The organism is Bradyrhizobium ingae (genome assembly GCF_055791185.1).
This window is the reverse complement of the sequence record NZ_JBVUBB010000023.1, coordinates 1-20,718: the sequence shown is the minus strand read 5'-3', so window position 1 is coordinate 20,718 and position 20,718 is coordinate 1. Positions and strand designations below refer to the sequence as shown.

At 64.4% G+C, this 20,718-nt stretch carries 29 protein-coding genes and 1 riboswitch; of the genes, 10 read left to right on the top strand and 19 right to left on the bottom strand.

The genetic code is table 11. The annotated features are described in order from the left end of the window. The first annotated feature begins 16 nt into the window (after nucleotides 1-16). The 3 genes from ACV1FX_RS27390 to ACV1FX_RS27380 all read left to right on the top strand — a co-directional run bounded on the left by ACV1FX_RS27390 (nucleotide 17) and on the right by ACV1FX_RS27380 (nucleotide 1,400). Nucleotides 17-709 carry an ArsR/SmtB family transcription factor gene (locus tag ACV1FX_RS27390; RefSeq protein WP_473120681.1) on the top strand — a complete coding sequence of 231 codons (693 nt, stop codon included), beginning with the start codon at nucleotides 17-19 and terminating at the stop codon, nucleotides 707-709. A 91-nt stretch (nucleotides 710-800) separates the two neighbouring features. Next, on the top strand, nucleotides 801-1,067 hold the full coding sequence (locus ACV1FX_RS27385) for a DUF2277 domain-containing protein (RefSeq protein WP_271585394.1): 267 nt from the start codon (nucleotides 801-803) through the stop codon (nucleotides 1,065-1,067). A gap of 114 nt (nucleotides 1,068-1,181) precedes the next feature. After that, nucleotides 1,182-1,400 carry a hypothetical protein gene (locus ACV1FX_RS27380; protein WP_473120680.1) on the top strand — a complete coding sequence of 73 codons (219 nt, stop codon included), beginning with the start codon at nucleotides 1,182-1,184 and terminating at the stop codon, nucleotides 1,398-1,400. Between the two features lie 11 nt (nucleotides 1,401-1,411). Here the strand turns inward: ACV1FX_RS27380 and ACV1FX_RS27375 are convergent, their stop codons facing one another. The 3 genes from ACV1FX_RS27375 to ACV1FX_RS27365 all read right to left on the bottom strand — a co-directional run bounded on the left by ACV1FX_RS27375 (nucleotide 1,412) and on the right by ACV1FX_RS27365 (nucleotide 3,290). Further along, nucleotides 1,412-1,948: a collagen-like protein gene (locus ACV1FX_RS27375; RefSeq protein ID WP_473120679.1), complete on the bottom strand. Its 537-nt coding sequence runs from the start codon at nucleotides 1,946-1,948 to the stop codon at nucleotides 1,412-1,414. 118 nt (nucleotides 1,949-2,066) lie between these two features. Further along, nucleotides 2,067-2,315, bottom strand: coding sequence for a helix-turn-helix domain-containing protein (locus tag ACV1FX_RS27370; protein WP_473120678.1), 249 nt, complete (start codon nucleotides 2,313-2,315; stop codon nucleotides 2,067-2,069). Nucleotides 2,316-2,522: 207 nt separating this feature from the next. Further along, on the bottom strand, nucleotides 2,523-3,290 hold the full coding sequence (locus ACV1FX_RS27365) for an SDR family NAD(P)-dependent oxidoreductase (protein ID WP_473120677.1): 768 nt from the start codon (nucleotides 3,288-3,290) through the stop codon (nucleotides 2,523-2,525). 115 nt (nucleotides 3,291-3,405) lie between these two features. Between ACV1FX_RS27365 and ACV1FX_RS27360 the strand changes: the two genes are divergently transcribed. Next, nucleotides 3,406-3,702: a hypothetical protein gene (locus ACV1FX_RS27360; protein WP_473120676.1), complete on the top strand. Its 297-nt coding sequence runs from the start codon at nucleotides 3,406-3,408 to the stop codon at nucleotides 3,700-3,702. Between the two features lie 134 nt (nucleotides 3,703-3,836). Then, entirely contained in the window at nucleotides 3,837-4,325 is a 489-nt protein-coding gene (locus ACV1FX_RS27355; protein ID WP_473120675.1) for a DnaJ domain-containing protein, read from the top strand. Nucleotides 4,326-4,329: 4 nt separating this feature from the next. On the opposite strand, the gene ACV1FX_RS27350 is transcribed toward ACV1FX_RS27355, so the two are convergent. The 4 genes from ACV1FX_RS27350 to ACV1FX_RS27335 form a co-directional block, all read right to left on the bottom strand. Further along, a complete protein-coding gene (locus ACV1FX_RS27350; RefSeq protein WP_473120674.1) occupies nucleotides 4,330-4,971 on the bottom strand; it encodes a hypothetical protein in 642 nt (213 codons plus the stop codon). A gap of 88 nt (nucleotides 4,972-5,059) precedes the next feature. Next, complete coding sequence (locus ACV1FX_RS27345) at nucleotides 5,060-5,314, bottom strand: hypothetical protein (protein WP_473120673.1); 255 nt, start codon at nucleotides 5,312-5,314, stop codon at nucleotides 5,060-5,062. Between the two features lie 248 nt (nucleotides 5,315-5,562). After that, nucleotides 5,563-5,820 (bottom strand): hypothetical protein, encoded by a 258-nt coding sequence (locus tag ACV1FX_RS27340; protein WP_473120672.1) that lies wholly within the window; start codon nucleotides 5,818-5,820, stop codon nucleotides 5,563-5,565. A gap of 306 nt (nucleotides 5,821-6,126) precedes the next feature. Further along, on the bottom strand, nucleotides 6,127-6,510 hold the full coding sequence (locus ACV1FX_RS27335; protein ID WP_473120671.1) for a RidA family protein: 384 nt from the start codon (nucleotides 6,508-6,510) through the stop codon (nucleotides 6,127-6,129). Nucleotides 6,511-7,083: 573 nt separating this feature from the next. On the opposite strand from ACV1FX_RS27335, the gene ACV1FX_RS27330 reads away from it, so the two are divergent. Further along, nucleotides 7,084-7,518, top strand: coding sequence for a hypothetical protein (locus ACV1FX_RS27330; RefSeq protein WP_473120670.1), 435 nt, complete (start codon nucleotides 7,084-7,086; stop codon nucleotides 7,516-7,518). Nucleotides 7,519-7,657: 139 nt separating this feature from the next. On the opposite strand, the gene ACV1FX_RS27325 is transcribed toward ACV1FX_RS27330, so the two are convergent. The 3 genes from ACV1FX_RS27325 to ACV1FX_RS27315 form a co-directional block, all read right to left on the bottom strand. Then, the gene (locus tag ACV1FX_RS27325; protein WP_473120669.1) at nucleotides 7,658-8,347 is read right to left on the bottom strand and encodes a glutathione S-transferase family protein; all 690 of its coding nucleotides are present in this window, start codon (nucleotides 8,345-8,347) and stop codon (nucleotides 7,658-7,660) included. A 138-nt stretch (nucleotides 8,348-8,485) separates the two neighbouring features. After that, a complete protein-coding gene (locus ACV1FX_RS27320; protein ID WP_473120668.1) occupies nucleotides 8,486-9,136 on the bottom strand; it encodes a glutathione S-transferase family protein in 651 nt (216 codons plus the stop codon). A 212-nt stretch (nucleotides 9,137-9,348) separates the two neighbouring features. Further along, the gene (locus tag ACV1FX_RS27315) at nucleotides 9,349-9,861 is read right to left on the bottom strand and encodes a mismatch-specific DNA-glycosylase (protein ID WP_473120667.1); all 513 of its coding nucleotides are present in this window, start codon (nucleotides 9,859-9,861) and stop codon (nucleotides 9,349-9,351) included. 97 nt (nucleotides 9,862-9,958) lie between these two features. Between ACV1FX_RS27315 and ACV1FX_RS27310 the strand changes: the two genes are divergently transcribed. Continuing rightward, the gene (locus ACV1FX_RS27310) at nucleotides 9,959-10,504 is read left to right on the top strand and encodes an HD domain-containing protein (protein WP_473120761.1); all 546 of its coding nucleotides are present in this window, start codon (nucleotides 9,959-9,961) and stop codon (nucleotides 10,502-10,504) included. Between the two features lie 124 nt (nucleotides 10,505-10,628). Here ACV1FX_RS27310 and thiC read toward each other — a convergent pair whose 3' ends face one another. The 6 genes from thiC to ACV1FX_RS27280 all read right to left on the bottom strand — a co-directional run bounded on the left by thiC (nucleotide 10,629) and on the right by ACV1FX_RS27280 (nucleotide 16,251). Continuing rightward, nucleotides 10,629-12,527 (bottom strand): phosphomethylpyrimidine synthase ThiC, encoded by a 1,899-nt coding sequence (thiC, locus tag ACV1FX_RS27305; protein ID WP_473120666.1) that lies wholly within the window; start codon nucleotides 12,525-12,527, stop codon nucleotides 10,629-10,631. A 189-nt stretch (nucleotides 12,528-12,716) separates the two neighbouring features. Further along, nucleotides 12,717-13,325 (bottom strand): thiamine phosphate synthase, encoded by a 609-nt coding sequence (locus tag ACV1FX_RS27300; RefSeq protein ID WP_473120665.1) that lies wholly within the window; start codon nucleotides 13,323-13,325, stop codon nucleotides 12,717-12,719. Further along, on the bottom strand, nucleotides 13,312-14,094 hold the full coding sequence (locus ACV1FX_RS27295) for a thiazole synthase (protein WP_473120664.1): 783 nt from the start codon (nucleotides 14,092-14,094) through the stop codon (nucleotides 13,312-13,314). The genes ACV1FX_RS27300 and ACV1FX_RS27295 overlap by 14 nt, the downstream gene beginning before the upstream one ends. A gap of 156 nt (nucleotides 14,095-14,250) precedes the next feature. After that, nucleotides 14,251-14,448, bottom strand: coding sequence for a sulfur carrier protein ThiS (thiS, locus tag ACV1FX_RS27290; RefSeq protein WP_473120663.1), 198 nt, complete (start codon nucleotides 14,446-14,448; stop codon nucleotides 14,251-14,253). Beyond that, nucleotides 14,439-15,449 carry an FAD-dependent oxidoreductase gene (locus ACV1FX_RS27285; RefSeq protein WP_473120662.1) on the bottom strand — a complete coding sequence of 337 codons (1,011 nt, stop codon included), beginning with the start codon at nucleotides 15,447-15,449 and terminating at the stop codon, nucleotides 14,439-14,441. The genes thiS and ACV1FX_RS27285 overlap by 10 nt, the downstream gene beginning before the upstream one ends. Next, nucleotides 15,437-15,579: riboswitch (TPP riboswitch) on the bottom strand. Its footprint overlaps the gene before it by 13 nt. A gap of 141 nt (nucleotides 15,580-15,720) precedes the next feature. Next, nucleotides 15,721-16,251 carry a transglycosylase SLT domain-containing protein gene (locus ACV1FX_RS27280; protein ID WP_473120661.1) on the bottom strand — a complete coding sequence of 177 codons (531 nt, stop codon included), beginning with the start codon at nucleotides 16,249-16,251 and terminating at the stop codon, nucleotides 15,721-15,723. Between the two features lie 251 nt (nucleotides 16,252-16,502). Between ACV1FX_RS27280 and ACV1FX_RS27275 the strand changes: the two genes are divergently transcribed. Next, nucleotides 16,503-16,730, top strand: a complete 228-nt coding sequence (locus ACV1FX_RS27275) for a hypothetical protein (RefSeq protein ID WP_473120660.1) — start codon at nucleotides 16,503-16,505, stop codon at nucleotides 16,728-16,730. A gap of 58 nt (nucleotides 16,731-16,788) precedes the next feature. Here the strand turns inward: ACV1FX_RS27275 and ACV1FX_RS27270 are convergent, their stop codons facing one another. Both ACV1FX_RS27270 and ACV1FX_RS27265 read right to left on the bottom strand, forming a co-directional pair. Beyond that, on the bottom strand, nucleotides 16,789-18,117 hold the full coding sequence (locus ACV1FX_RS27270) for an ATP-binding protein (protein WP_473120760.1): 1,329 nt from the start codon (nucleotides 18,115-18,117) through the stop codon (nucleotides 16,789-16,791). 16 nt (nucleotides 18,118-18,133) lie between these two features. Then, nucleotides 18,134-18,874 (bottom strand): response regulator, encoded by a 741-nt coding sequence (locus tag ACV1FX_RS27265; protein ID WP_473120659.1) that lies wholly within the window; start codon nucleotides 18,872-18,874, stop codon nucleotides 18,134-18,136. A gap of 180 nt (nucleotides 18,875-19,054) precedes the next feature. Here ACV1FX_RS27265 and ACV1FX_RS27260 point away from each other — a divergent pair, with 180 nt between their 5' ends. Beyond that, the gene (locus ACV1FX_RS27260) at nucleotides 19,055-19,648 is read left to right on the top strand and encodes a hypothetical protein (protein WP_473120658.1); all 594 of its coding nucleotides are present in this window, start codon (nucleotides 19,055-19,057) and stop codon (nucleotides 19,646-19,648) included. A gap of 235 nt (nucleotides 19,649-19,883) precedes the next feature. After that, nucleotides 19,884-20,417, top strand: coding sequence for a PRC-barrel domain-containing protein (locus ACV1FX_RS27255; RefSeq protein ID WP_473120657.1), 534 nt, complete (start codon nucleotides 19,884-19,886; stop codon nucleotides 20,415-20,417). Between the two features lie 17 nt (nucleotides 20,418-20,434). Here the strand turns inward: ACV1FX_RS27255 and ACV1FX_RS27250 are convergent. Beyond that, nucleotides 20,435-20,718, bottom strand: a 284-nt coding sequence (locus ACV1FX_RS27250; RefSeq protein WP_473120656.1) for a hypothetical protein, incomplete at its 5' end; no start/stop codon positions are given.

Sequence of the window (20,718 nt, the reverse complement as noted above, 5' to 3'; positions counted from 1 at the left end):
AGGGCGGGAGTTTGTGATGATGGTCGCACGAGTGTCAGTGCAATCCGGATTTTCGCGACTCACCGAAGCTTTGAGCGATCCGGCGCGCGAGGCCATGGTGAGTGCGCTGTTCGGTGGCAAGGCCTTGCCGGCGGGCGAGCTGGCCTTGCTTGCCGGCGTGTCGCCGCAGAGCGCCAGCGCGCATTTGCAGAAGCTGACAGACGCACGTCTGCTCTCGGTGTGGCAGCAGGGCCGCTTCCGCTACTATCGGATCGCGGATGATGAAGTCGCGGGCCTGATCGAGAATCTCGTCAATCTTGCCGCCAGGGCCGATCATGCCGAGCGGACGCGACGCGTGCCGATACCGCTCCGGCAATCGCGGACTTGCTATTGCCACCTCGCCGGCCAGCTCGGTGTGGCGCTGCTGGACGGTTTGGCGTATTCCGAACTGATCACGCTGCGCGGCCGGGAGGGCTCTCTCACCGAGCGGGGCCTTGCCTGGTGTCGCACCGAGGAAATCCACTTCAAGCCGGGCCGTGATCCTCACCTGCGCCTGTGCAATGATTGGACCGAGCGTGTTCCGCATCTGGCGGGCCCATTTGCCAATGCGCTCCTGAAGCGGCTGCTCGAGACGCACGCGCTCGCGCCGCATCGCATTCCACGTGCGCTTCGTCTCACGCCGAAGGGACGTGCCTTCTTCGGGCGGCTTGGCGTCCTCGTTCCATTCTGACCCGCGTGGCCGATGACTTCGGCGCACCCGGCATGTAGCATTGGGCTGACGCCGATCGTCCTCGAACAGGAGCGCCTTTCAGGAGGAACTTATGTGCCGCAACATCAAGACGCTGTTCAATTTCGAGCCGCCGGCGACCGAAGACGAGATCCAGGCCAGCGCGTTGCAGTTCGTACGCAAGCTGTCCGGCTTCAACAAGCCGTCGCAGGCCAACGAGGCAGCGTTCGATCGCGCGGTGGCGGAGGTGTCTGAGGCGGCGCGGCGGCTTCTGACCTCGCTGCACACCCATGCGCCGGCGCGCGATCGCGAAGTGGAGGCCGAGAAAGCGAAAGAGCGCTCGCGGCTGCGCTTCGGCTAGAGCATGCTCCGGATCTCATTGCGTTTTAGCCTTGCGTGATCTGGCTCACGGTCCGTCGCATCGTGAGGTGCGATGATGACCGCCGGGGTTTTCGAGCGAACCCGGAGCACAACCATGAGCCGCCCCCTGATCTCCCTGAAGGCCGGTGCCGTCATCTTCACGGTGCTGTGGACCACGTGGATGATGTGGTGGAGCGGTTCCTACAGCAGCGCCAACCTCGTCATCCTGGCGCTCTGCGGCGCGTTGGTCGGCTATGTCTGGTATCGCGCCATGCGCTGGCAGTTCGAGCGCATGGGCATGTTGTCGCACAGGGATGACGGCTCCGTGCGATAGGCGCGCGCCTGTCACGAATCCTTGTGCTTCTTCTTTTTCTTCTTTTTCTTGCGGTCGTCGCCGTCCGTCTCACTGTCGTCATCGGCAAAGGCGTCCGCATCCCCATCGTCCTGGACGGCGGCCTCCAGCGCCTCGCGCTCGGCGGCTTCGCGCTCGCGCTGGCGGCGCCGCTCGTCCCAGGCATCGAAGAGCTGCTCCAGCCATGGCAAAACCTGCTCGATCTGGGGCAATTGACCGGGCGGGCCGGGCTCGCCGCGCGGGCCTTGCGGACCGGCAGGTCCCTGAGGTCCGGCGGCCCCTTGCGGCCCGCGGGCACCGGCTTCCCCTGGCTTGCCTTGCACACCGGCCTTGCCTTGCGATCCGGGTTTTCCGACCGGTCCGGGCTTTCCGACCGGTCCAGGCTTTCCGACCGGTCCAGGCTTGCCGCGCTCGCCGTCCGGGCCGCGCCGCCCGGGATGTCCCTGCGGGCCGGCCCGTCCCGGCTCACCTTGCCGTCCACGCGGCCCCTGAGGTCCCTGTCGCCCTTGCCGCCCCTGATCGTCTGCCACGCCACTACTCCTGATCGAGAAGCCCGTTAATTAGCGGCGTTTCACGACAGCAGCAATTGCGCGGGACCGGTTTGGCGGCCTCGGTCAACATCAAGAGGGCGAGCTGCGGTCTCTCGTCCTAATCGTGATAGGTGGGCACGTCGATGCCCTCGGCAGCATAGATCCGGATCTTGTTGCGCAGTGTGCGCACCGAGAGGCCGAGCACGCGTGCCGCGCGCGTGCGGTTGCCGTCGCAGCGGGCGAGCGTCTGGAGCACGAGCTCGCGCTCGATCTCGCCGACGGTCGCGCCGATCAGAAGTGGGACAATTTCATTGGGAGCAAGGGACCGCGCAACTGAAGAAGACGCAGCCGAATGAACGATGGTCATAAACACCTCCCGATCAACGCCCGCTTCCAGCGTCGGAAGCGGATCGAGAACAAAAACGAACCCCAAGCCCGTAGATGTACGGTGGGCGGGTTTGGTTAACGGAAGGTTAACAACGGCTAAACGCCTGAATTTACCTTGGGATAGCCGTAAAGCAGCCGCCATTGGCACAGTCTGCACGGCAATTTGGGCCAGTGGCGGTGCGGCCGCTCACACCGTGCCGTAGCCGCCGTCGACCATCACGATCGTGCCGGTGACGTAAGCTGACAGATCCGACGCCAGGAAGATCGCAGGTCCGACGATATCCTCCGGTCTGCCGGTGCGCCCAAGCGGGGTGTGATCGACGAAGGTCTGCACCAGCGTCGTATTGGTGGCGCGCACCTGGGCATTCAGCGGTGTCTCGATGAAGCCCGGTCCGATCGCATTGACGCGCACGCCCTCCTTGCCGAGTTCGGCGGCGAGCGCCCTGGTGAAGCCGAGCACGCCGTGTTTGGAGGCGGTGTAGGCGGCTGAGCTCGGCGTGCGCAGATGCAGGAAGGACTGGATCGAGCCGATATTGACGATGCGGCCGCGCGTTGCCCGCAACGGCGCCAGATAGGCCTGTGTCATGTTGAAGACGCCGTTGAGGTTGAGCGAGATGATGTCGTGCCAATCCTTGGCGACCGCCTCGGTGTCCGCCGTGAAGGCGTTGCGGCGGGCGATGCCGGCATTGTTGACGAGGATCGAGACCTGCCCGATTTTTTCCGTGACCTCCTTTGCCAGTGCAAAGCAGGCGTCGCGGCTGGTGACGTCGAGAGCAAAGCTGTCGGCGGTTCCGCCGGCGCTGCGGATCGCCTCAGCAGTCTCCGCTGCCGCAGCCGCGTTGATGTCGAACAGCGCCACGCGCGCGCCTTCGCGCGCATAGCCCGTCGCGATCGCTCGGCCGATGCCGGAGCCTGCGCCGCTGACGACTGCGATGTGGTTGGCGAGCAGGGACATGGCGCTTCCTCGACTGTTTTTTTCTGGTGTTGCCGACAAGCTAATTCAAAACCGAACCAATCGAAACGCCAACCCACCTTTGCGCGTTGCAGTCATCGCGTTTTGGACGAAGCGCATGGACCCGCATGTCAGACGGTGGAAGCTCGAAATCGAGCGCTGCGCATCGGCGCCCGCCCCCGATTATGGCAAGATGGCCGAGATCGTCGCCGAGATCGCGAGCTCGAGCCGCGACGAGACGCTGCGGCAGGCGGCAACCCAGGTGCTGCCGAGCCACGCAGCCGCGAAATCGGCACCGCGCAGCGTCCGGGAGATCGCCCGGCAGCGGCTCGGCATGATCCAGGACGCCCTGCATGTGGCGACCGCACCAAAATTCGGCAAGCGCGGCCGCGACACGCCGATCAGGCCCGATTGAGGAGCCGGTGCCGGCAAGATGCGCGGAAATTCGCGCCGGATTCATGTCGAAGTTTCGCGAAAGGCTAACCCGAAATTAAGACGTCGGAAACGCTGCGCTTGGCATACTGGCTTTCATTGCTAAGTGTTGCGCGCATGATGGACCGGATTGAATCCTGGAAGCTGGCTCTCGAACGCCTGCGGACCGCCCACACCGTCGACTGGAACGAGGCGGGCCGGGTCGCGGCCGAGATCGCGCGCGCAAGCACAGACACGACGCTGCGCCAGGCGGCCGAGCAGGCGATCCCGATCCTGCGTCAGGCTGCACATGACGGCCAAGCCTATGACATCACGGTCGCGGCACAGCGGCGCCTCGGTGTCGTGCTCGAGGTGATCCACGGCCTGACCGCGCCGCGTTTCGGCCGCCGCAATGCAATGCCAAAGAAGCTGACCAACGAAGAACGCGCGCGCCGCACACTCGGCCTGCCGCTCGCCGTGCAGCTCACCTGCGACGACATCCACCAGGCCTATCGCCGGCTCGCCAAGACCATGCATCCGGACCGCGGCGGCAGCGAGCAGGCCTTCATCGACCTCGCTGCCGCGCGGGACATCTTGATCCATCCCGGCGCACACAAGGACGCGTGAGAGGTCAACTCCTGTTCACGCAGCTCGGATAGGGCGCCTTCTCGCCCGCGACGATCGGGCAGAGATCGATCGGACGCAGCTCGCGCAGGCGTGCCGACCATTTCTCGTCGTCGAGCCGCGGCTTGTCGGCGGCTGATCCCCGCTCGGCCCACTGGATGGTGTAGTAGTCGGCGTCGCCCTTCAGCGTGATCAGCAGCGCGGTTTCGCTGTGGCGCTCGGGACCGGTGTCGACGCTGCCACAGCCGATCACGGCGATGAAGGCATCGAAGCCGCCGAACCTGGTGGTGCCGAGCGCCTTCGCGGCAAAGCTCTCGGGGCAGGCGGATTTGAAGCCGCCGGCGATGTTGCCGGTAAATCTTTCGGGCGTGAGCGAGGAATTGCCAGCGACGCCTTTCTCGCCGGTGACCGTGATCATCTGGCTCCAGGCTTGCGCGCTCTCGCCCTTCAGCACGGCCTCGCGGATGTAGTGGCCGCCCTTTGTGTTTTCGAACACCGCGGCAAAATTCGACGGCATCGCAAAGCTGACGAGCTGGCTGAAGATCGGCGAGATCACGCGGAAGGATTGCGGGGCCTGCGCCTGCACCGGCATGGCCAGTCCCAGCAGCGACAGTCCGAGAACTGCAGTCTTCGTCAATGCAGTGCGCATCAAGCTGTCCCACTCGTCAGAATGCGAACGGGCAAGGACGCGGCTCGCGCCCTTGCCCGCATTCAAAGGTCCGCCGATCGGCGATGGCTTAGAGAGTGCAGTGGCCCTTCTTCAGCGCATGCTCCTTCAGGGCGAGCGCGTCGACGAAGGTCGGAACGGAGCCGCTGACGCGGTGATAGTCGGACGGCCACGGCGTGGTCGCAAGGCTCTCGTCCCAGATCTGGCAGATGCCGGTGTTCTGCCAGCGGATCAGGTGATAGCCGGTGGCTTCAGCAGGGCTGGTGGCAACGAAGGCAGCAGCAGCAACGCCGACAGCGGCACACAGCATGGAAAAACGACGCATGGTAGCTCCTCAAATGAACGATGTGATGCTCCTCCCGACAATGTCCGGGGAGGCGTGGCGCGGACCGTTTGGAGGGTGCGGCCCGGACAACAGGTGAGTAGTTCCCTGGACGCCACAGGTTCAAAGCCGGCGCAATGGAAATCGCAGGAATTTGGCTGGAAATGAGGGTTGACGTGAACGCCAACGAAAAGGCGGATGACGCTGTCAGCGCATCCGCCCTCGCAAAATCGATAAGATGCGCTTCGCGCTTACAGCGTGCAGCGGCGCTCAGCCCGCAGCTTGAGCTGCACGTCATTGGCGGCGGTGAATGTCTGGAACGACTTGCTGACAACCTTGTAGGTCGACGGCCACTCCGTCGGCTTGTAACGCAGGTCCTCATTCCAGATCTGGCAGATGCCGGTGTTGTCCCAGCGGATTACGTAATAACCGACCTTGGCGGACGCCGGCATGGCAAAGACCGATGAGGCGATGCCGGCGACGGCACAAACAGCAAGAACGCGACGCATTGAAATATATTCCCTTGTTGATGTGTGAAGTCCGCAAGTCTCGTGCGGCAAAAGCGGGTCCGTTGCAAGCCGATGCCGCCGCCGTTCACGCATATGTCAGTTGGCAAGGGTGAGAACGAAAAGATCATGCCGGGATCTCAAGACATGTGCGGAAACATCTCGCCGCAATAATCTCGTTATTGCGAGCGCAGCGAAGCGATCCAGAATTTCTCCGCGGAGATAGCCTGGATTGCTTCGTCGCAAGTGCTCCTCGCAATGACGATGTGGAGGCGCTGGTGCGCTGCTGCTTGCGCCGGCATCCGCTCGTCACTTCGCCAGCGACGCCACCGCCTCGATCTCGATCAGCATCCTCGGGTCCGGCAGCGCGTGTACCACGCACGTGGTGCGCGCCGGATAGGGTGGCGGGCCGAACGCGCCGGCATAGAGCGCGTTCATCGGCGCCACGTCGGAGGCGCGCGTCAGCAGCACGTTGACCTTGGCGAGTTCTCGCCTGGAGCTGCCCGCCTCGGTCAGCACCCGCTTGATGTTGATGACGACGTTGGCGAACTGCGCCTCGAAGCCCTCGGGCAGCGCGCCACGGGCGTCGAAACCGGGAATGCCCGAGATGAACAGGAGATCGCCGACGCGGGTGGCAAACGAGAGCGGCGGCGCCTTGACGTGGGGCGGGGGCGCGAAATGCTGGATGGTCATGGGAGGCTCCGAGCTGGAATGCAGGTTGCGGCAGCCTAGCTGCATGTGAGGGACTTGCAACGACATCCGCGTCCGCAGGCCTCTTCGTGGTCGAGAAAGAGACCCCTCCGACAAGAATGTTGAAAACAACCCCATGCAAAGTGGAAATGGGCGGAAGGCGAGTATTTGGGAAGACCGAAATAAAGGTTTGACGCGTCGGGGCAAATCGCCAGCACAATTCCATGATGGCGTTTCCTTCCGTTGCCTCTCCCCGCTGCGGCACGGCGATCGCATATTATTTCTGCTGCTCATGCCGCAGCCGATTCAACAAGTTCGGTATCGTCCCGGCGAAGGCCGGGGCCCATGACCCCAGGCTGCGGTTGTGGCGCGAGATGGTGGTGCCAGTCTTCGCCAAACACAATCTTGGGGTTATGGGGCTCGCGCTTCGCGCGCCCCGGGACGACGATGTGCCCTGCTGTCGTCCTCGCGGAGCTTCCTCCTCACCTTCCGAACATTTTGCCGCCGCGATCCATCGGATAGATTTGCGCGTCCTGATTCGCTTTCTCCTCCCAAACATTTTTCGGAGCCTGCCTCATGAAGTTCGCAACCACCCTCCGCGCCGCGCTTGTCGCTATCGCAGCCTTCGCCGGCCTCTCCACCGCCGCACGGGCCGACAGCGGCTTTGTGACGCTGACGATCTACAAGGCCGGCTGGATCATCGGCGGCTCGGGCGGGTCGGGCGTCCTGAACTTCCGCGGCCGCTCCTATCCGCTCTCGACCGGCGGCCTCGACTACGGCCTCGTGTTCGGTGGCTCCAAGACCGTGCTGCGCGGCCGTGTCAGCAATATCAACCGTCCCTCCGACGTCGCCGGCGTCTACGGCGCCGCCGGTGCCGGCCTCGCGGTCGGCGCCGGTGCCCGGGCCATCGTGCTGACCAATCAGAAGGGCGCCGTGCTGGAGCTCTCCGGGACGCAAGTCGGCCTGATGGCGAATGCGGACCTCAGCGGCCTTGCAATCACGATGCGGTAGGGCGTGGTGCGGCGGGTAGGGTGGGTTGGCCCTGCGGCTGCGCGAAGCGCAGTCCGCTAGGCGTAACCCACCTCTTTGCTTTCCGCGCGTCGAGAAAAGAGGTGGGTTACGCTTCGCTAACCCACCCTACGACCTACGATCAACTGACCGCCGCATGAATCCTCTCGCAATGCGCGACGAGATTGTCGTGCGCATCGACGAAGGCCTTCAGCGGCGTCGGGATCGGAAAGAAGTGGATGTTGGCGAGAAATCCGTAGACGCCAGCATCGACGCTGGTCGGCGCCGCCCCGTGCACGAAACCCTGTGCAGGCACGATCTCCGCCAACACCTCAAGATCCGCGATCCCGCGCGCATAGGCCTGCTCCGGCGTGTAGCGGCCGATCCCCTGATAATAATAGCGCTGCGCGTTGTAGGCCTTCGCCTTCTCCAGCCCATCAGCATCCACTTTCGGATGCTGCGCCATGAACGCGTCGCAAAACGCCTGGACATAGCGCTCGTCCTTCCAGCGTGAATAGGACATCACCCAGTAGAGATCATCCAGCATGCGCGTGACGAAGAGATTGGTCCGGCGCTGCTCCGCTGAAAGCGCGGCATCGATCGTCAGGCGATATTTCGCGATAACATGCGCGATGATGGTCTCGCTGTCGCCAATCGTCTCGCCGTCGTCGACGATGTAAGGCAGCTGCCCCCGCGGCGCGGCGGAGGCGTCGAACACGTGCTCATGCACGAATGGCACACGAGCGAGCTTCAGGAACGCGTAGACCTTGAGGCCGTAGCCGTTGTTGTCGGCGACGCCGAACAGTTCCGGGTAGGAATAGAGGGTCAGCATGGCGGCGGCTCCTCTGTGTTGGCGGAAGCAGCATGCAGGGGTGTTGCGGCGGACGCAACGGTTGAGTGTGGCGCAACTCTCGTAGGGTGGGGTTAGCCGCGCGGACTGCGCGTCGCGCCGCCGCCGTGCCACCCCGCTTTACGAACGCGACGCGGCGGTGAAGACCGCCAATTGGGCATCGAAAGCCCGCCGGAAAGCCGGCCGTGCTTCGCCGCGGGCGACATAGGCGGCGAGGGCAGGATATTCCTCCAGCAGGCCCGATGTGCTCAACCTGCGCAGCACGGTTACCATCAGAAGATCCCCGGCGCTGAAGGCATCGTCGAGCCAGTCGGCATCGCCGAGGCGAAGGGACAACTCGCCGAGCCGGGCACGGACGCGATCCTTCAGGACAGGCAGGCGCTCCGCGTACCAGCTCTTGTCGCGTTCGAACAGCATGGCCATCCCGAGATCGACGATCGGCGGCTCCAGCGTACTCAATGCGGCAAACATCCACGCGATTGCGCGCGCCCTCGCATTGGCATTATCCGGCAGCAGGCCGGCGTGGCGCTCGGCGATGTGGAGCACGATCGCGCCCGACTCGAAGAGTGCGAGATCGCCGTCCTCATAGGTTGGAATCTGTCCAAACGGATGCAGCGTACGATGCGCCGGCGCCTTCATCGTCTCGAACGAGACGAGGCGAACGTCGTAGGGCTGACCGACCTCTTCGAGCGCCCAACGAACGCGCATGTCGCGCGCCTGGCCCCGGCCGCGGTCGGGCGAGTTTTCAAACGCGGTGATGATGGGAAGCATCTGGGGGCTCCGTGGTGATCTGGCTCGGCTTGCAGAGGACGAATGATACTCGCCGTTTCCGACAGACTGCCGCGTTTTTTGGGTGGGTAGGCGCTGCGGTGATCCACTCTACGGGCCTCGTAGTTTGGCAGGATAGCGTTGCCAAACTCACGGTGTTGTCCTGGCGAAAGCCAGGACGACGGCTGAGCTCGGGGCGCCATCCCTAATCCAACCTAGCCGACAATCGATTCCGCCAACTCCCGCCACGGCTCCAGCGTCCAATGCCCGGACGCAGCGCCCGATGGCGACGGCAACACGAACACCTCCGCCGGGCAGTCACCGCGCTGCTGCCGCCCAAGTGAAATCACGCTTGACGGCTTGCCATAAAACAGGCTCGCAGCCTTCTTGCTGGTGAAGGCAATCGTCTTCGGACGATACCTCTCGATCTTGGCCCTGAAGCCGGGCAGGTCGATCGACTCCGTCGCGATCTGGTGATCCATCCCGGCGCCCGTCTTGGAGAGATCAGTGAAGCCGATCCCGAGCTCGAGCAGCGCCGCGAACTCGCTCGGCTGATAGCGGCGTGGCGTGATGCCTGCCTCATGGATCGCGCGCCAGAAGCGGTTGCCGGGATGGGCGTAGTAGTGCCCGACCGCTGCTGAGCGCGTGCTGGCGGCAGTGCCGACGAAGACGAGGCGGAGGCTCTCGCGGAGCTGGTCGGGGAGGCGGTGGAGACCGCTGTCGAACATCGAAGAGCCCTGAGCTTGCATGCGGTGGGCGAACCGTTCGTCCGGTTGCTCGGACCAACGGCTACCATTTCTGCTCGTCGCGTCCTATACCTTGCCGATGACCCGCGAAGAATTGGCTGCTGCCTATGCGGCACCTGGCCGCCACTATCACAACCTCTCGCATATCGAGGACTGCCTCGCAGCGCTCGCGCGGGCGGACGGTCTGTCTGCGGCCGAACGCGAGATCCTGACGGAAGCAATCTGGTGGCACGACGTTGTCTACGATCCGACCCGATCGGATAACGAAGAACTCAGCGCTGAGCTGGCCGAACGGCACGTCCGTGCCGATATCAGCCCCGAGGTCGGCCGCCTGATCCGCTTGACGAAAACGCACGAGGTCAAGGCGGATGATCGCCTTGGCGCGATCCTGATCTCGATCGATCTCAGCATCCTGGGCGCGGAGCCTTCGCGCTACGATGCCTATGCCGCGGCCATCCGGCAGGAGTTCATCCATGTCAGCGATAGCGACTATCGCGCTGGCCGGGCCGGGGTGTTGCGGCGGTTCGCAGCGCGGCCGGTGATCTATCCCGATGCGGGTTTTGCCGCGACGTATGATCGGCGCGCCCGCGACAATCTCGCGCGTGAACTGGCGTCGTTGAACTGAGGTTGCGATCGCGGCCGCTTAGGTGCTTCTCTGTAGGCGTCAAACAGAAGCCGGGCTTTCGCCCGGCTTCTTCACTTCCGATGGATGCCCGAGGCAAGTCCGGGCATGACGAGCAGAGCGAATCTCACAATGCCCTGTTGCTCTCCTTCACCTTCTCCGCATCCAGATACACGCTCGAGCCCATCTCCTTGAACTTCTCGCTCATCTTGGCCATGCCGTCCTCGATGGTGCCGGCGACGGACATGCCGACGCTGTTCGGATCGTTCAGCGTCGCCGCATAATCCCGCACGTCCTGCGTGATCTTCATCGAGCAGAACTTCGGGCCGCACATCGAGCAAAAGTGCGCGACCTTGTGGGCTTCCTTCGGCAGGGTCTCGTCGTGGAAGTTTTTTGCGGTGTCGGGATCGAGGCCGAGGTTGAACTGGTCGGTCCAGCGGAATTCGAAACGGGCGCGCGAGAGCGCGTCGTCGCGGAGCTGGGCGGCCGGGTGGCCCTTGGCGAGATCGGAGGCGTGCGCGGCGATCTTGTAGGTGATGACGCCGGTCTTGACGTCGTTGCGGTCGGGTAGACCCAGATGCTCCTTCGGCGTGACGTAGCAGAGCATGGCGCAGCCGAACCAGCCGATCATGGCGGCGCCGATGCCTGAGGTGATGTGGTCATAGCCCGGCGCGATGTCGGTGGTCAGCGGCCCAAGCGTGTAGAACGGCGCTTCGCCGCACTCCTTGAGCTGCTTGTCCATGTTGATCTTGATCTTGTGCATCGGCACGTGGCCGGGGCCTTCGATCATGACCTGGCAGCCCTTGTCCCACGCGATTTTTGTCAGTTCGCCGAGCGTTTCGAGTTCGGCAAACTGCGCGCGGTCGTTCGCGTCGGCGATCGAGCCCGGACGCAATCCATCGCCCAACGAGAAGGAGACGTCATATTTGCGCATCAAGTCGCAGATTTCGTCGAAGTGCGTGTAGAGGAAGCTCTCCTTGTGATGCGCCAGGCACCACTTCGCCATGATCGAGCCGCCGCGCGACACGATTCCGGTGACGCGGTTGGCGGTGAGGTGGATGTATTGCAGGCGAACGCCGGCGTGGATGGTGAAATAGTCGACGCCCTGTTCGCACTGCTCGATCAGCGTGTCCTTGTAGAGCTCCCAGGTCAGCTTGACGGGATCGCCGCTGCACTTCTCCAGCGCCTGATAGATCGGCACGGTGCCGATCGGTACCGGCGAGTTGCGCAGGATCCATTCCCGCGTGGTGTGGATGTTGCGGCCCGTCGAGAGGTCCATCACGGTGTCGGCACCCCAGCGGATCGCCCACACCATCTTCTCGACCTCCTCCTCGACCGACGAGGTCACCGCCGAGTTGCCGATATTGGCGTTGATCTTGGTCAGGAAGTTGCGGCCGATGATCATCGGCTCGAGCTCACTGTGATTGATGTTGCTCGGAATGATGGCGCGGCCGCGCGCGATCTCGGAGCGGACGAACTCCGGGGTGATGAAGGCCGGCACCGCAGCGCCGAAGCTTTCACCATCGGCGAGCGCCTGCTCAGCGCGCTCGAGTTGCTGCTTGCGGCCGAGGTTTTCACGCGCGGCGACGTAGATCATCTCCTTGGTGATGATGCCGGCGCGGGCGAATTCGAGCTGCGTGATCTTGTGGCCGTCGAGGCCGCGCAGCGGCTTGTGATAGGCCGAGAAGGCGCGCGCCGCCTTGTCGGTGGAGACGCCGCCATTGTCCTCCGGCTTGATCGTGCGGCCCTCGTATTCCTCGACGCCGCCGCGCTCCAGCACCCAGGCCTTGCGGTCGCGGGCAAGGCCGGCGTTGACGTCGATCGTCACCGAGGGATCGGTGTAGGGGCCGGAGGTATCGTAGACCGGAAGGTTCGGTTCGCCCGCGCCTTCGGAGAGAATGATCTCGCGCAGCGGCACGCGCAGATCCGGCGCGGCCTCAGGCGAAGCAAAGATCTTGCGCGAGGAGGGCAGCGGGCCGGTGGTGACGGCGGGGACGGTTTTTTCGGGGTTGGAGCGGATGTTCATGGGATCCTCCTTACTAATTCGTTGGCATCGCTGTGCGAGAGACAAGTAGCGCTGTCATCCCCGCGAAAGCGGGGATCCAGTATTCCAGAGGCCGTGCCGTGATACGGAGAAGCCGCGGCGTACTGGATCGCCCGATCAAGTCGGGCGATGACGGCGGAGTGTGTGGTGCTAGGGTTCGGAAATGGGGTATCACGCAGCCTCCTTCGCGAAGCCCAGCCACTGCCGTACCCGCGCATCGGGATCGGTGTTCTGCGTGACGTCGCTGACGACGGCGATGGAATCGGCGCCGGCCGCAAAAATCTCGGCGGCGTGCTCGAACTTGATACCGCCGATGGCAACCAGCGGGATGGTGCCGACGCGCTTCTTCCATTCCGTGATCTTTGGAATGCCCTGTGGCTCGAAGCGCATCGATTTCAGCGTGGTGAAGAAGATCGGGCCCAGCGCGACGTAGTCGGGCTGCGCGTCGAGTGCCGTCGCAAGCTCTGCGTCGTCATGGGTGGAGATGCCGAGCGTCAGGCCGGCATCGCGGATGGCTTTGAGATCGGCGTCGACCAGATCTTCCTGGCCGAGATGAAGGTGCTTTGCGCCCGCGACGATCGCCGCGCGCCAATAATCGTTCACCACGAGCTTGGCTTGCGTGCCTGCGGTCAGCGCAAGCGCATCGGTGACGATCTGGAGTGCTTCCGCGTCGTTGAGATTTTTGGCGCGGAGCTGGATCGTGCCGACGCCGAGCTTGGCCAGGCGCTCGACCCAGGCGAGGCTGTCGACGACCGCGTAGAAGGGATCAGGATACGGCATGCCAGAACGGGGTCCCAACGACAGGGGTGGATGGGGAGGCGAAGTCGCGGGCGTTCATCAGCCCGGCTTCATAAGCGGTGCGGCCGGCCTCGACGCCGAGGCGGAAGGCGTTGGCCATCGCGACGGGATCGGCGGCTTTGGCGATCGCGGTGTTGAGCAGCACGGCGTCATAGCCGAGCTCGAGTGCGTGCGCCGCGTGACTCGGCGCGCCGATGCCGGCGTCGACCACCAGCGTGATGTCGGGCAGCCGCTCCCGCAGCAGTTTTAGCGCGTCGCGATTGGTGATGCCCTTCGCGCTGCCGATGGGAGCTGCCCACGGCATCACCACCTTGCAGCCGGCGTCGACCAGGCGGTTGGCGACGGAGAGATCCTCGGTGCAGTAGGGAAAGACCTCAAAACCGTCCTTGATCAGGATGCTGGCGGCCTCGACGAGGCCAACGACGTCGGGTTGGAGCGTGTCGTTGTCGGCGATGACTTCGAGCTTGATCCAATTGGTGCCGAACAATTCGCGCGCGAGCTTGGCGGTGGTCACCGCCTCGCGCACGCTGCGGCAGCCGGCGGTGTTCGGCAGTACGGTGACGTCGAGCTCGCGGATCAGATTCCAGAAGGTGTCGCCCGTCTTGCCGCCGGCGGCCTCGCGCCGCAGCGACACCGTGACGATGTTCGAGCCGGAGGCGCGGATCGCCGCCTGCATGATGGCGGGCGAGGGATAGAGCGCGCTCCCGATCAGCAGGCGGGAGGCGAAGGATTTGCCGTAGAAGGTCACCATGTGGTTGGTGTCTCCTTAATGATCGCTGTCATCCCCGCGAAAGCGGGGATCCAGTATTCCAGAGGCCGTGCCGTGATACGGAGAAGCCGCGGCGTACTGGATCGCCCGGTCAAGCCGGGCGATGACAGTGGAGTGTGGGGCGAGTGCATCATCACCTCACCCTCCCTGCCGCGGCGTGATGATCTCGATTTCGTCGCCGGCCTTGAGGCTTGTCTCGGCCCAGCGGCTTTTCGGCACCACGTCATAATTGAGTGCGATGGCGAAATGCGTGCCCTCGTAGTCGAGCTCGGTGAGCAGCGCGCCGACGTTCACCGCGCTCACCTCGCGTTGCTCGCCGTTGATGATCACGCGCATTGCATCACCTCATTGTCGATCTGGCCGCGCTCGACGTAAGCGAGCGTCAGCTCGGCGAGGGCCGGCGCGAGCAGGAAGCCGTGGCGGTAAAGCCCGTTGACCGCGATCCTGTCGCCGCGAACGCCGATGCGCGGCAGATTGTCGGGGAAGGCGGGGCGAAGACCGGAGCCGAATTCGACGATGCGGGCTTCGCCAAAGGCCGGATGCACCGCATAGGCCGCGCCGAGCAGCTCCAGCGCCGAGCGGACACTGACGCCGGTGTCCTCCGCCTCGATCGAGGTCGCACCTAGCATGAACAGGCCCGCCTCGCGCGGGATCACGTAGAGCGGCCAGCGCGGATGGATCAGCCGTACCGGGCGGGCAAGCTGCACCTCGCTGGTCTCGATCAGGACCATCTCGCCCTTGACGCCGCGCAAGCCGGGCTGCTCGTCGCGGGCTACGAGCCCGCGGCAGTCGATCACCAGCCCAGTGAGATCCTTGGCGCTGACGTCGCTGGAAAACTTGATGGTGCCGCCGGCCGCGCGGATCCGCTCATGCAGTTTCGGCAGCACGCGGCGCGGTTCGACATGGCCCTCTGTCGGGAAGAACAGCGCCTCACGGAAACGCCCTTCGAGCGACGGCTCGAGCGCGGCAAGGCCGGCGGCGTCGAGCCGCTGATGGCCCTCCGTCATCCTCGCAAAACGCTCGAAATCGTTGCGCTCGCGCGGGAGCGCCACGACCAGCGAGCCGTTGAACGGGGTATCCGGCAATTCGCGCCGCCAGATATCGAGGGAGCGCAGGCCCAGCCGGCTGATGACGGGCTCGGCGACCTCCGCCTCGCAATAGGGCGCGAGCATGCCGCCGGCCCAGTGGCTGGTGGCTTCCGTCATGCCTACGTCACTGCGCTCGTGCAGGGTGACGGCGTGGCCGGCCTGCGCGAACAGCAGCGCCTGCCAGGCCCCTGCGATGCCTGCGCCGATGATGGAAACCGGTGAATCCGGCCGTTTGGTCGTCTGGTACATCCCTGTCCCTTCGCCGGCATGACCCGGATCAGGTTCAAAGGGTCACCGCGGTCTTGAGCGGGCCAGTCTTGGGCGGCCTGCCCATTTAGCGGTATCTCAGCTCCTCCTCGGAGCACCCCTCGGAACGGCGCTAATGTATGCCAGTGACGCTGTGTGTCAACGCGGGATCGCGCCTCATCCGCATCGTCATTGCGGGGCGGTCCGCAGGACTGAGCCCGGAATCTCGAGATTCCGGGCTCGATGCTGCCGCATCGCCCCGGAATGACGGTGGCTAGTGGGGAACCTGCGCCCGCGCGTTGGCGACGTTTCGCGCCAGGTGTTTGCGCGGGGCGAACGCCGGCTGCGGATTGCCGTTCGGCTCAAGCCAGGCGTTGCCGAAGGCATCGGCCTGCTCGGCCATCTGCATCCGTTGCTGCTTTGCGGCGTAGTAATAGCCGCCTGCATAATAACGAATGGCTCGGCCGTAATCGCCGTTGGCGGCGCGGTAGGCGCCGGCCAGATATTTCACGGCATAGGTGAGGTTGGTCTCGGGATCGCGCAGGCCCGCGGCATCCCCGCTGTAGCCGACCCCGCGGGCGGTCGCGAGCTTGATCTGCATCAGCCCGATCGTGCCGCCGTGGCCGATCAGATGCGGCTGATAGCGGCTTTCACGCATGATGACGCGATGCACCAGCGCTTCCGGAACGCCGTTCGCGCGGGCATGCGCCGCAACCATCTCGGCATATTCCGCTTCGCCCGCGATTGCAGCGTGCGGAAATGACAATCCGGCCGCAATTGCGGCAGCAGCGACTAAAGCTTTCATCGAATATCTCTCGGTCTGATTGACCTGTATCCGTGCGTTAGGCCTGTGGAACACGGCGATGATGTGGCGAAACGCCGCCGTGAAAGATTTTGGTCGTGCCGTCGTCTTTACGACTTAAACATGCGTTAGGATCGCGTGAGGTGAGGTGCAGCAGGCTGAAGGCCGCACGCGACAGCGGACCTGCCCATTCGCGCACCCGCCCAAGATCGGCTAAAAAAAATCAAACCAAAAAACGTATCGGGAGACGTGCCATGACCAGATCAGATTTGATGCAATCAGACCTGACTCACGCGGACATCGGCGAAATTCCCAGCCAGAACCCCTGCGCGCAATGCGGCACGCCGATTGCGCATCCCGACTGGATCGAGCCGGGCAGTGGCCGGGTTTCCTATCTCTGGAAATGCCGCGCCTGCGGCTATCGCTTCGAGGCGATCGCGATCTACGACGAACCGGCTCCCGAGCACGCGCTCGCCGCCTGAGGCCGCGCGCACGATCTCCTTATGCCCCTCCCCGCTGGGGAGAGATGAAGCGGGAACGTCACGCTGCCAGGCTGTTCGGCTGCCAGATCGGCAGCTGCATGCGAACGATCAGGCCGTTCGGCTGGCGATCATGCAGCGACAGCTCGCCGCCATGGGCGATCGCGATCGCGCGCGCGATGGAGAGGCCGAGCCCGAAGCCGGTGGTGTCGTCCATGTTGCGCGCATCGTCGCCGCGCACGAACGGCTCCAGCATCGCCTGCTTGCGCTCGTCGGAAATGCCTGGACCGTCGTCTTCGACGTCGATGGTCAGCTTGGTGCCGGAGACGCTGAGGCGGATCGTCACCTCCGCGCCGAAGCGCACGGCGTTCTCGACGAGATTCGTGATGCCGCGATGCAGATCGTCAGGCCGGGCCGCGGCGGTCGCCTGCGCGGGGCCGTCGTAATGAACGGTGTGGCCCATGTCGGCGAACTGGTCGGCGATCAGTTGCAGCGTGCTTGCGATGTCGACCAGCGTCACCGCCTCCATCCTGCGGTCGTTGCGGAGCAGCGAGAGCACCGATTCCAGCATCGCGCGCATCTGGTCGAGGTCGATCAGCATGCGCTTGCGATGCGTTTCGTCCTCGATGAACTCGGCGCGCAGGCGCAGCCGCGTGATCGGCGTGCGAAGATCATGGCTGATCGCCGCCAGCATCTTGGTGCGGTCGGCCATCAGCCCGGCGATCCGCTCCTGCATGCGGTTGAGCGCACGCGCGACCGAGCGGATCTCTTCAGGCCCGCGCTCGGGCAGCGGCTCGGCAGTGCCGTCGAGGCTGAAGCCTTCGGCTGCGCGCGCAAAGGATGACAGCGGGCGGGCCAGCGCATGTGCGGCCCACAGACCAAGCATGGTGACGCTGATCAGCACGAACAGGAGCGTCATCATCCAGGGGCCGCCCCAGAATCGCGGCGGCCACTGCACCGGCTCGACGCGACCGGCGATCATCGTGCCGTCGGGCAACTGGACGCCGACCCGATGCTCGCCGCCGTCGGGGGATAGCGCAATCACCTTGTAGCCGTGACCGAGGTGTCGGCGCATACCGTGCAGGTGCTGGCCTTCGGTGTCCTCGATTGCAGTGGCCGTGCCTGGCGCAAGCTCGACGATGTCGAGTGTGGGAAACGCGCGGGCGATATCGGCGATCAACCGCGGCCGCTCGCTCGCGCCGGCACTGCCGAGCAGCACCGCGGCATTGGCCAGTTGATGCGAGCTGTCCGGCGGCATCTCGGCGCGATCCGGCCGGCTAATCAGGAAGCTGGCGGTGAGGATGATATGAAGAGCGATGATCGACGCCACGACGAGGGCGGCGATCTGTCCACCGATGCTCCTGAGATGAAAGAACCCGAACAGATTCATCACGGGCCGCTTCGGGTCAGCTGTTCAGGGACGCCGCAACCGCTTCCGTCCTCGGCGTGAACAGATAGCCGCCCGAGCGCACCGTCTTGATGATGGTGGGATCCTGCGGGTTGGGTTCGATCTTGCGGCGGATGCGGCTGACCAGCACGTCGATGGAGCGCTCGAACGAACCGGTGGCACGGCCCTGGGTGAGGTCCAGCAGGCTGTCGCGGGACAGCACGCGGCCGGGCCGCTCGCAGAAGGTCCGCAGCAGGTCGAACTCCGCGCTGGTCATTGCGACGCGCGCGCCGTCAGGGTTGCGCAGCTCGCGCAGGCGCAGGTCGATGCGCCAGCCCTCGAACGCCAGCGCGCTTGCGCCTTCGATCGAGCTGGCGGCCTGAGCCGCAGCCTGCCGGCGCAGCACCGCGTTGATGCGCGCGAGGAGCTCGCGCGGATTGAACGGTTTCGGCAAATAGTCGTCCGCGCCCATCTCGAGCCCGACGATGCGGTCGACGTCCTCGCCGCGCGCGGTCAGCATGATGATCGGCGTCTGCGCCTCCGAACGCACCTTGCGACAGAGGCTCAAGCCGTCCTCGCCGGGCAGCATGACGTCGAGGATGATCAGGTCGACGCGATGGTCGGCCATCGCGCGCGTCATCTCGCGGCCGTCGCTGACGGCAGTGACGTTGCAGGCGTTGTTGCGCAGGTATTTCGCAATCAACGTCCGGGTTTCGCGGTCGTCCTCGACGACCAGGATATTGGGCGACGGAATAGCCATGTGTTCTGTTTGTCGGAGATTCGGTGGGAGCGGCGAATTTTTTTGTTTCCGGATGTTTCCATAGGCTCCTTCTGAAACGTCCGGAAACGACCCGAAGGGGTAACGGCAAGGTCCCGTTAACGCCGTTAAACATACCGTGACGCCGTCAGTTAAGAAACCCCGCAAACCCACGGAGCCATCATGACTTCGATCTCGGCGGCCTCCGCCGGCACCTACCAGTCGCCGCTGCAGCGGCTGCAGCAGGAGTTGCAGTCGGAGGTCTCGGCCGGCACGATTTCCTCGTCGGATCAATCCGCGTTGTCGACAGCGCTCACCGACATCGATTCGGCGATCCAGCAGAGCCGCTCGAGCGATTCGTCCAGCGGCACCGCATCCAGCCCCGAGGACATGAAGTCGAAGATCGACGACCTCATCGCCAATGAGGTCTCGAACGGCACGCTGACCTCCGACCAGGCTACCGAGCTGAAGGGCGTGTTCCAGTCCGCCTTCGCAAATGGCCCGGGCGGCGCCGGCGGTCCAGGTGGTCCGGGCGGACCGCCGCCCGGCCCACCGCCATCGGACGACGGCTCGTCCACCTCATCCAGCTCCTCGACGGACTCGACCAGCAGCACCTCGAGCGACAGCACGACCACCGCCGAGATCCTCCAGCAATTCCTCCAGGCGCTGCAGCAATCGATTTCGTCGACGTCGTCGTCCTACGGCGCTTCCGGAAATACGAACAGCTCGTCGAACAGCTCGCAGATCTCCGCGCTGCTCATCGACTACAAGACCTGACCGCGACGCCAGGTCGGCGCAGTCCCCGTCGTCTCTCACGCGTCGCCCAGGACGCATGACGAGTCGGCGGGGAACTGTGCGTGCCTCGCGCGTTCGATTCAAAATCTTCTCGTTCGGGAACTTGCTTCGCGATGCAACGCGCGCGAAACGCGTGACGAAATTGCCGCAGGTTTGGAACTGCCGGCCAACATGCGCGGTTCTCTCCGCACAAGTTTTCGATCAAGGAGAGGACACCATGTTGATGAAATCGATCGCGGCCGGTCTTGCCGGTTCCGCGCTGCTTGTAACTGTCGCGTTTGCTCAGAATCCGACGACCACCACCGACAAGGCATCGAACGCGGCGGCCACGACCACGGCAACGACGTCGCCCTCAGGCGACTGGCGCGCGTCGAAAGTGGTGGGCTTGAAGGTCTACAATGACGCCAACGAGAGCGTCGGCTCGATCAACGATCTGTTGATGGACAAGAGCGGCAACATCAAGCTCGTCGTGCTCGGCGTCGGCGGCTTCCTCGGCATGGGCGAGCACCTCGTCGCGGTGCCATTCGACAAGGTGAAGTTCTCGACCGAGCCGGTCTCCTACAGCGGCACGGCCACCAACACCAAGCCGCCAGGCAGCCCGGCCTCGACCACGACAACGGGCGCTGCCCCGACCACCAGCACGGCGCCGGCTTCGTCGTCGTCTTCGTCGAAGTGGTACCCGGACCACGCAGTGTTCAACGCAACCAAGGACGATCTGAAGAAGATGCCGGAGTTCAAGTACTCCGAGTAATGCCGCTCAGTTGACGTTCAAACGCAGCGCGCCCGGTTCGTCCGGGCGCGCTGTCGCGTCTTTCGACATTGCGAGTCGCCACCGGGTCCGGCCTTCGGCCGGCCCGATGACAGGCTCCGCGACGAAGCAATCCGGAGTTCGCCACCGCGGATGCATTTCTGGATTGCTTCGCTCCGCTCGCAATTGTGCAAGTTCATTAATTCGGTGATCGAATCCAGCCCAGCAGGGAGGGTTCGATGCGCGACAATAGCTTCGATCGGACGATTGAACGGAATTACCTTCAGAAATGGCGGTTCCTGAT

Bases quoted from the DNA above. Each gene is read 5' to 3' on its own strand.
- thiS (WP_473120663.1), bottom strand. From the start codon at position 14,448: ATGCGCGTGATCATCAACGGCGAGCAACGCGAGGTGAGCGCGGTGAAC.
- ACV1FX_RS27275 (WP_473120660.1), top strand. From the start codon at position 16,503: ATGACCAGATCAGATTTGATGCAATCAGACCTGACTCACGCGGACATC.
- ACV1FX_RS27280 (WP_473120661.1), bottom strand. From the start codon at position 16,251: ATGAAAGCTTTAGTCGCTGCTGCCGCAATTGCGGCCGGATTGTCATTT.
- thiC (WP_473120666.1), bottom strand. From the start codon at position 12,527: ATGAACATCCGCTCCAACCCCGAAAAAACCGTCCCCGCCGTCACCACC.
- ACV1FX_RS27390 (WP_473120681.1), top strand. From the start codon at position 17: ATGATGGTCGCACGAGTGTCAGTGCAATCCGGATTTTCGCGACTCACC.
- ACV1FX_RS27360 (WP_473120676.1), top strand. From the start codon at position 3,406: ATGGACCCGCATGTCAGACGGTGGAAGCTCGAAATCGAGCGCTGCGCA.
- ACV1FX_RS27350 (WP_473120674.1), bottom strand. From the start codon at position 4,971: ATGCGCACTGCATTGACGAAGACTGCAGTTCTCGGACTGTCGCTGCTG.
- ACV1FX_RS27260 (WP_473120658.1), top strand. From the start codon at position 19,055: ATGACTTCGATCTCGGCGGCCTCCGCCGGCACCTACCAGTCGCCGCTG.
- ACV1FX_RS27345 (WP_473120673.1), bottom strand. From the start codon at position 5,314: ATGCGTCGTTTTTCCATGCTGTGTGCCGCTGTCGGCGTTGCTGCTGCT.
- ACV1FX_RS27285 (WP_473120662.1), bottom strand. From the start codon at position 15,449: ATGTACCAGACGACCAAACGGCCGGATTCACCGGTTTCCATCATCGGC.
- ACV1FX_RS27355 (WP_473120675.1), top strand. From the start codon at position 3,837: ATGATGGACCGGATTGAATCCTGGAAGCTGGCTCTCGAACGCCTGCGG.
- ACV1FX_RS27310 (WP_473120761.1), top strand. From the start codon at position 9,959: ATGACCCGCGAAGAATTGGCTGCTGCCTATGCGGCACCTGGCCGCCAC.
- ACV1FX_RS27265 (WP_473120659.1), bottom strand. From the start codon at position 18,874: ATGGCTATTCCGTCGCCCAATATCCTGGTCGTCGAGGACGACCGCGAA.
- ACV1FX_RS27365 (WP_473120677.1), bottom strand. From the start codon at position 3,290: ATGTCCCTGCTCGCCAACCACATCGCAGTCGTCAGCGGCGCAGGCTCC.
- ACV1FX_RS27340 (WP_473120672.1), bottom strand. From the start codon at position 5,820: ATGCGTCGCGTTCTTGCTGTTTGTGCCGTCGCCGGCATCGCCTCATCG.
- ACV1FX_RS27300 (WP_473120665.1), bottom strand. From the start codon at position 13,325: ATGCCGTATCCTGATCCCTTCTACGCGGTCGTCGACAGCCTCGCCTGG.
- ACV1FX_RS27385 (WP_271585394.1), top strand. From the start codon at position 801: ATGTGCCGCAACATCAAGACGCTGTTCAATTTCGAGCCGCCGGCGACC.
- ACV1FX_RS27255 (WP_473120657.1), top strand. From the start codon at position 19,884: ATGTTGATGAAATCGATCGCGGCCGGTCTTGCCGGTTCCGCGCTGCTT.
- ACV1FX_RS27370 (WP_473120678.1), bottom strand. From the start codon at position 2,315: ATGACCATCGTTCATTCGGCTGCGTCTTCTTCAGTTGCGCGGTCCCTT.
- ACV1FX_RS27325 (WP_473120669.1), bottom strand. From the start codon at position 8,347: ATGCTGACCCTCTATTCCTACCCGGAACTGTTCGGCGTCGCCGACAAC.
- ACV1FX_RS27270 (WP_473120760.1), bottom strand. From the start codon at position 18,117: ATGAATCTGTTCGGGTTCTTTCATCTCAGGAGCATCGGTGGACAGATC.
- ACV1FX_RS27335 (WP_473120671.1), bottom strand. From the start codon at position 6,510: ATGACCATCCAGCATTTCGCGCCCCCGCCCCACGTCAAGGCGCCGCCG.
- ACV1FX_RS27295 (WP_473120664.1), bottom strand. From the start codon at position 14,094: ATGGTGACCTTCTACGGCAAATCCTTCGCCTCCCGCCTGCTGATCGGG.
- ACV1FX_RS27320 (WP_473120668.1), bottom strand. From the start codon at position 9,136: ATGCTTCCCATCATCACCGCGTTTGAAAACTCGCCCGACCGCGGCCGG.
- ACV1FX_RS27315 (WP_473120667.1), bottom strand. From the start codon at position 9,861: ATGTTCGACAGCGGTCTCCACCGCCTCCCCGACCAGCTCCGCGAGAGC.
- ACV1FX_RS27380 (WP_473120680.1), top strand. From the start codon at position 1,182: ATGAGCCGCCCCCTGATCTCCCTGAAGGCCGGTGCCGTCATCTTCACG.
- ACV1FX_RS27330 (WP_473120670.1), top strand. From the start codon at position 7,084: ATGAAGTTCGCAACCACCCTCCGCGCCGCGCTTGTCGCTATCGCAGCC.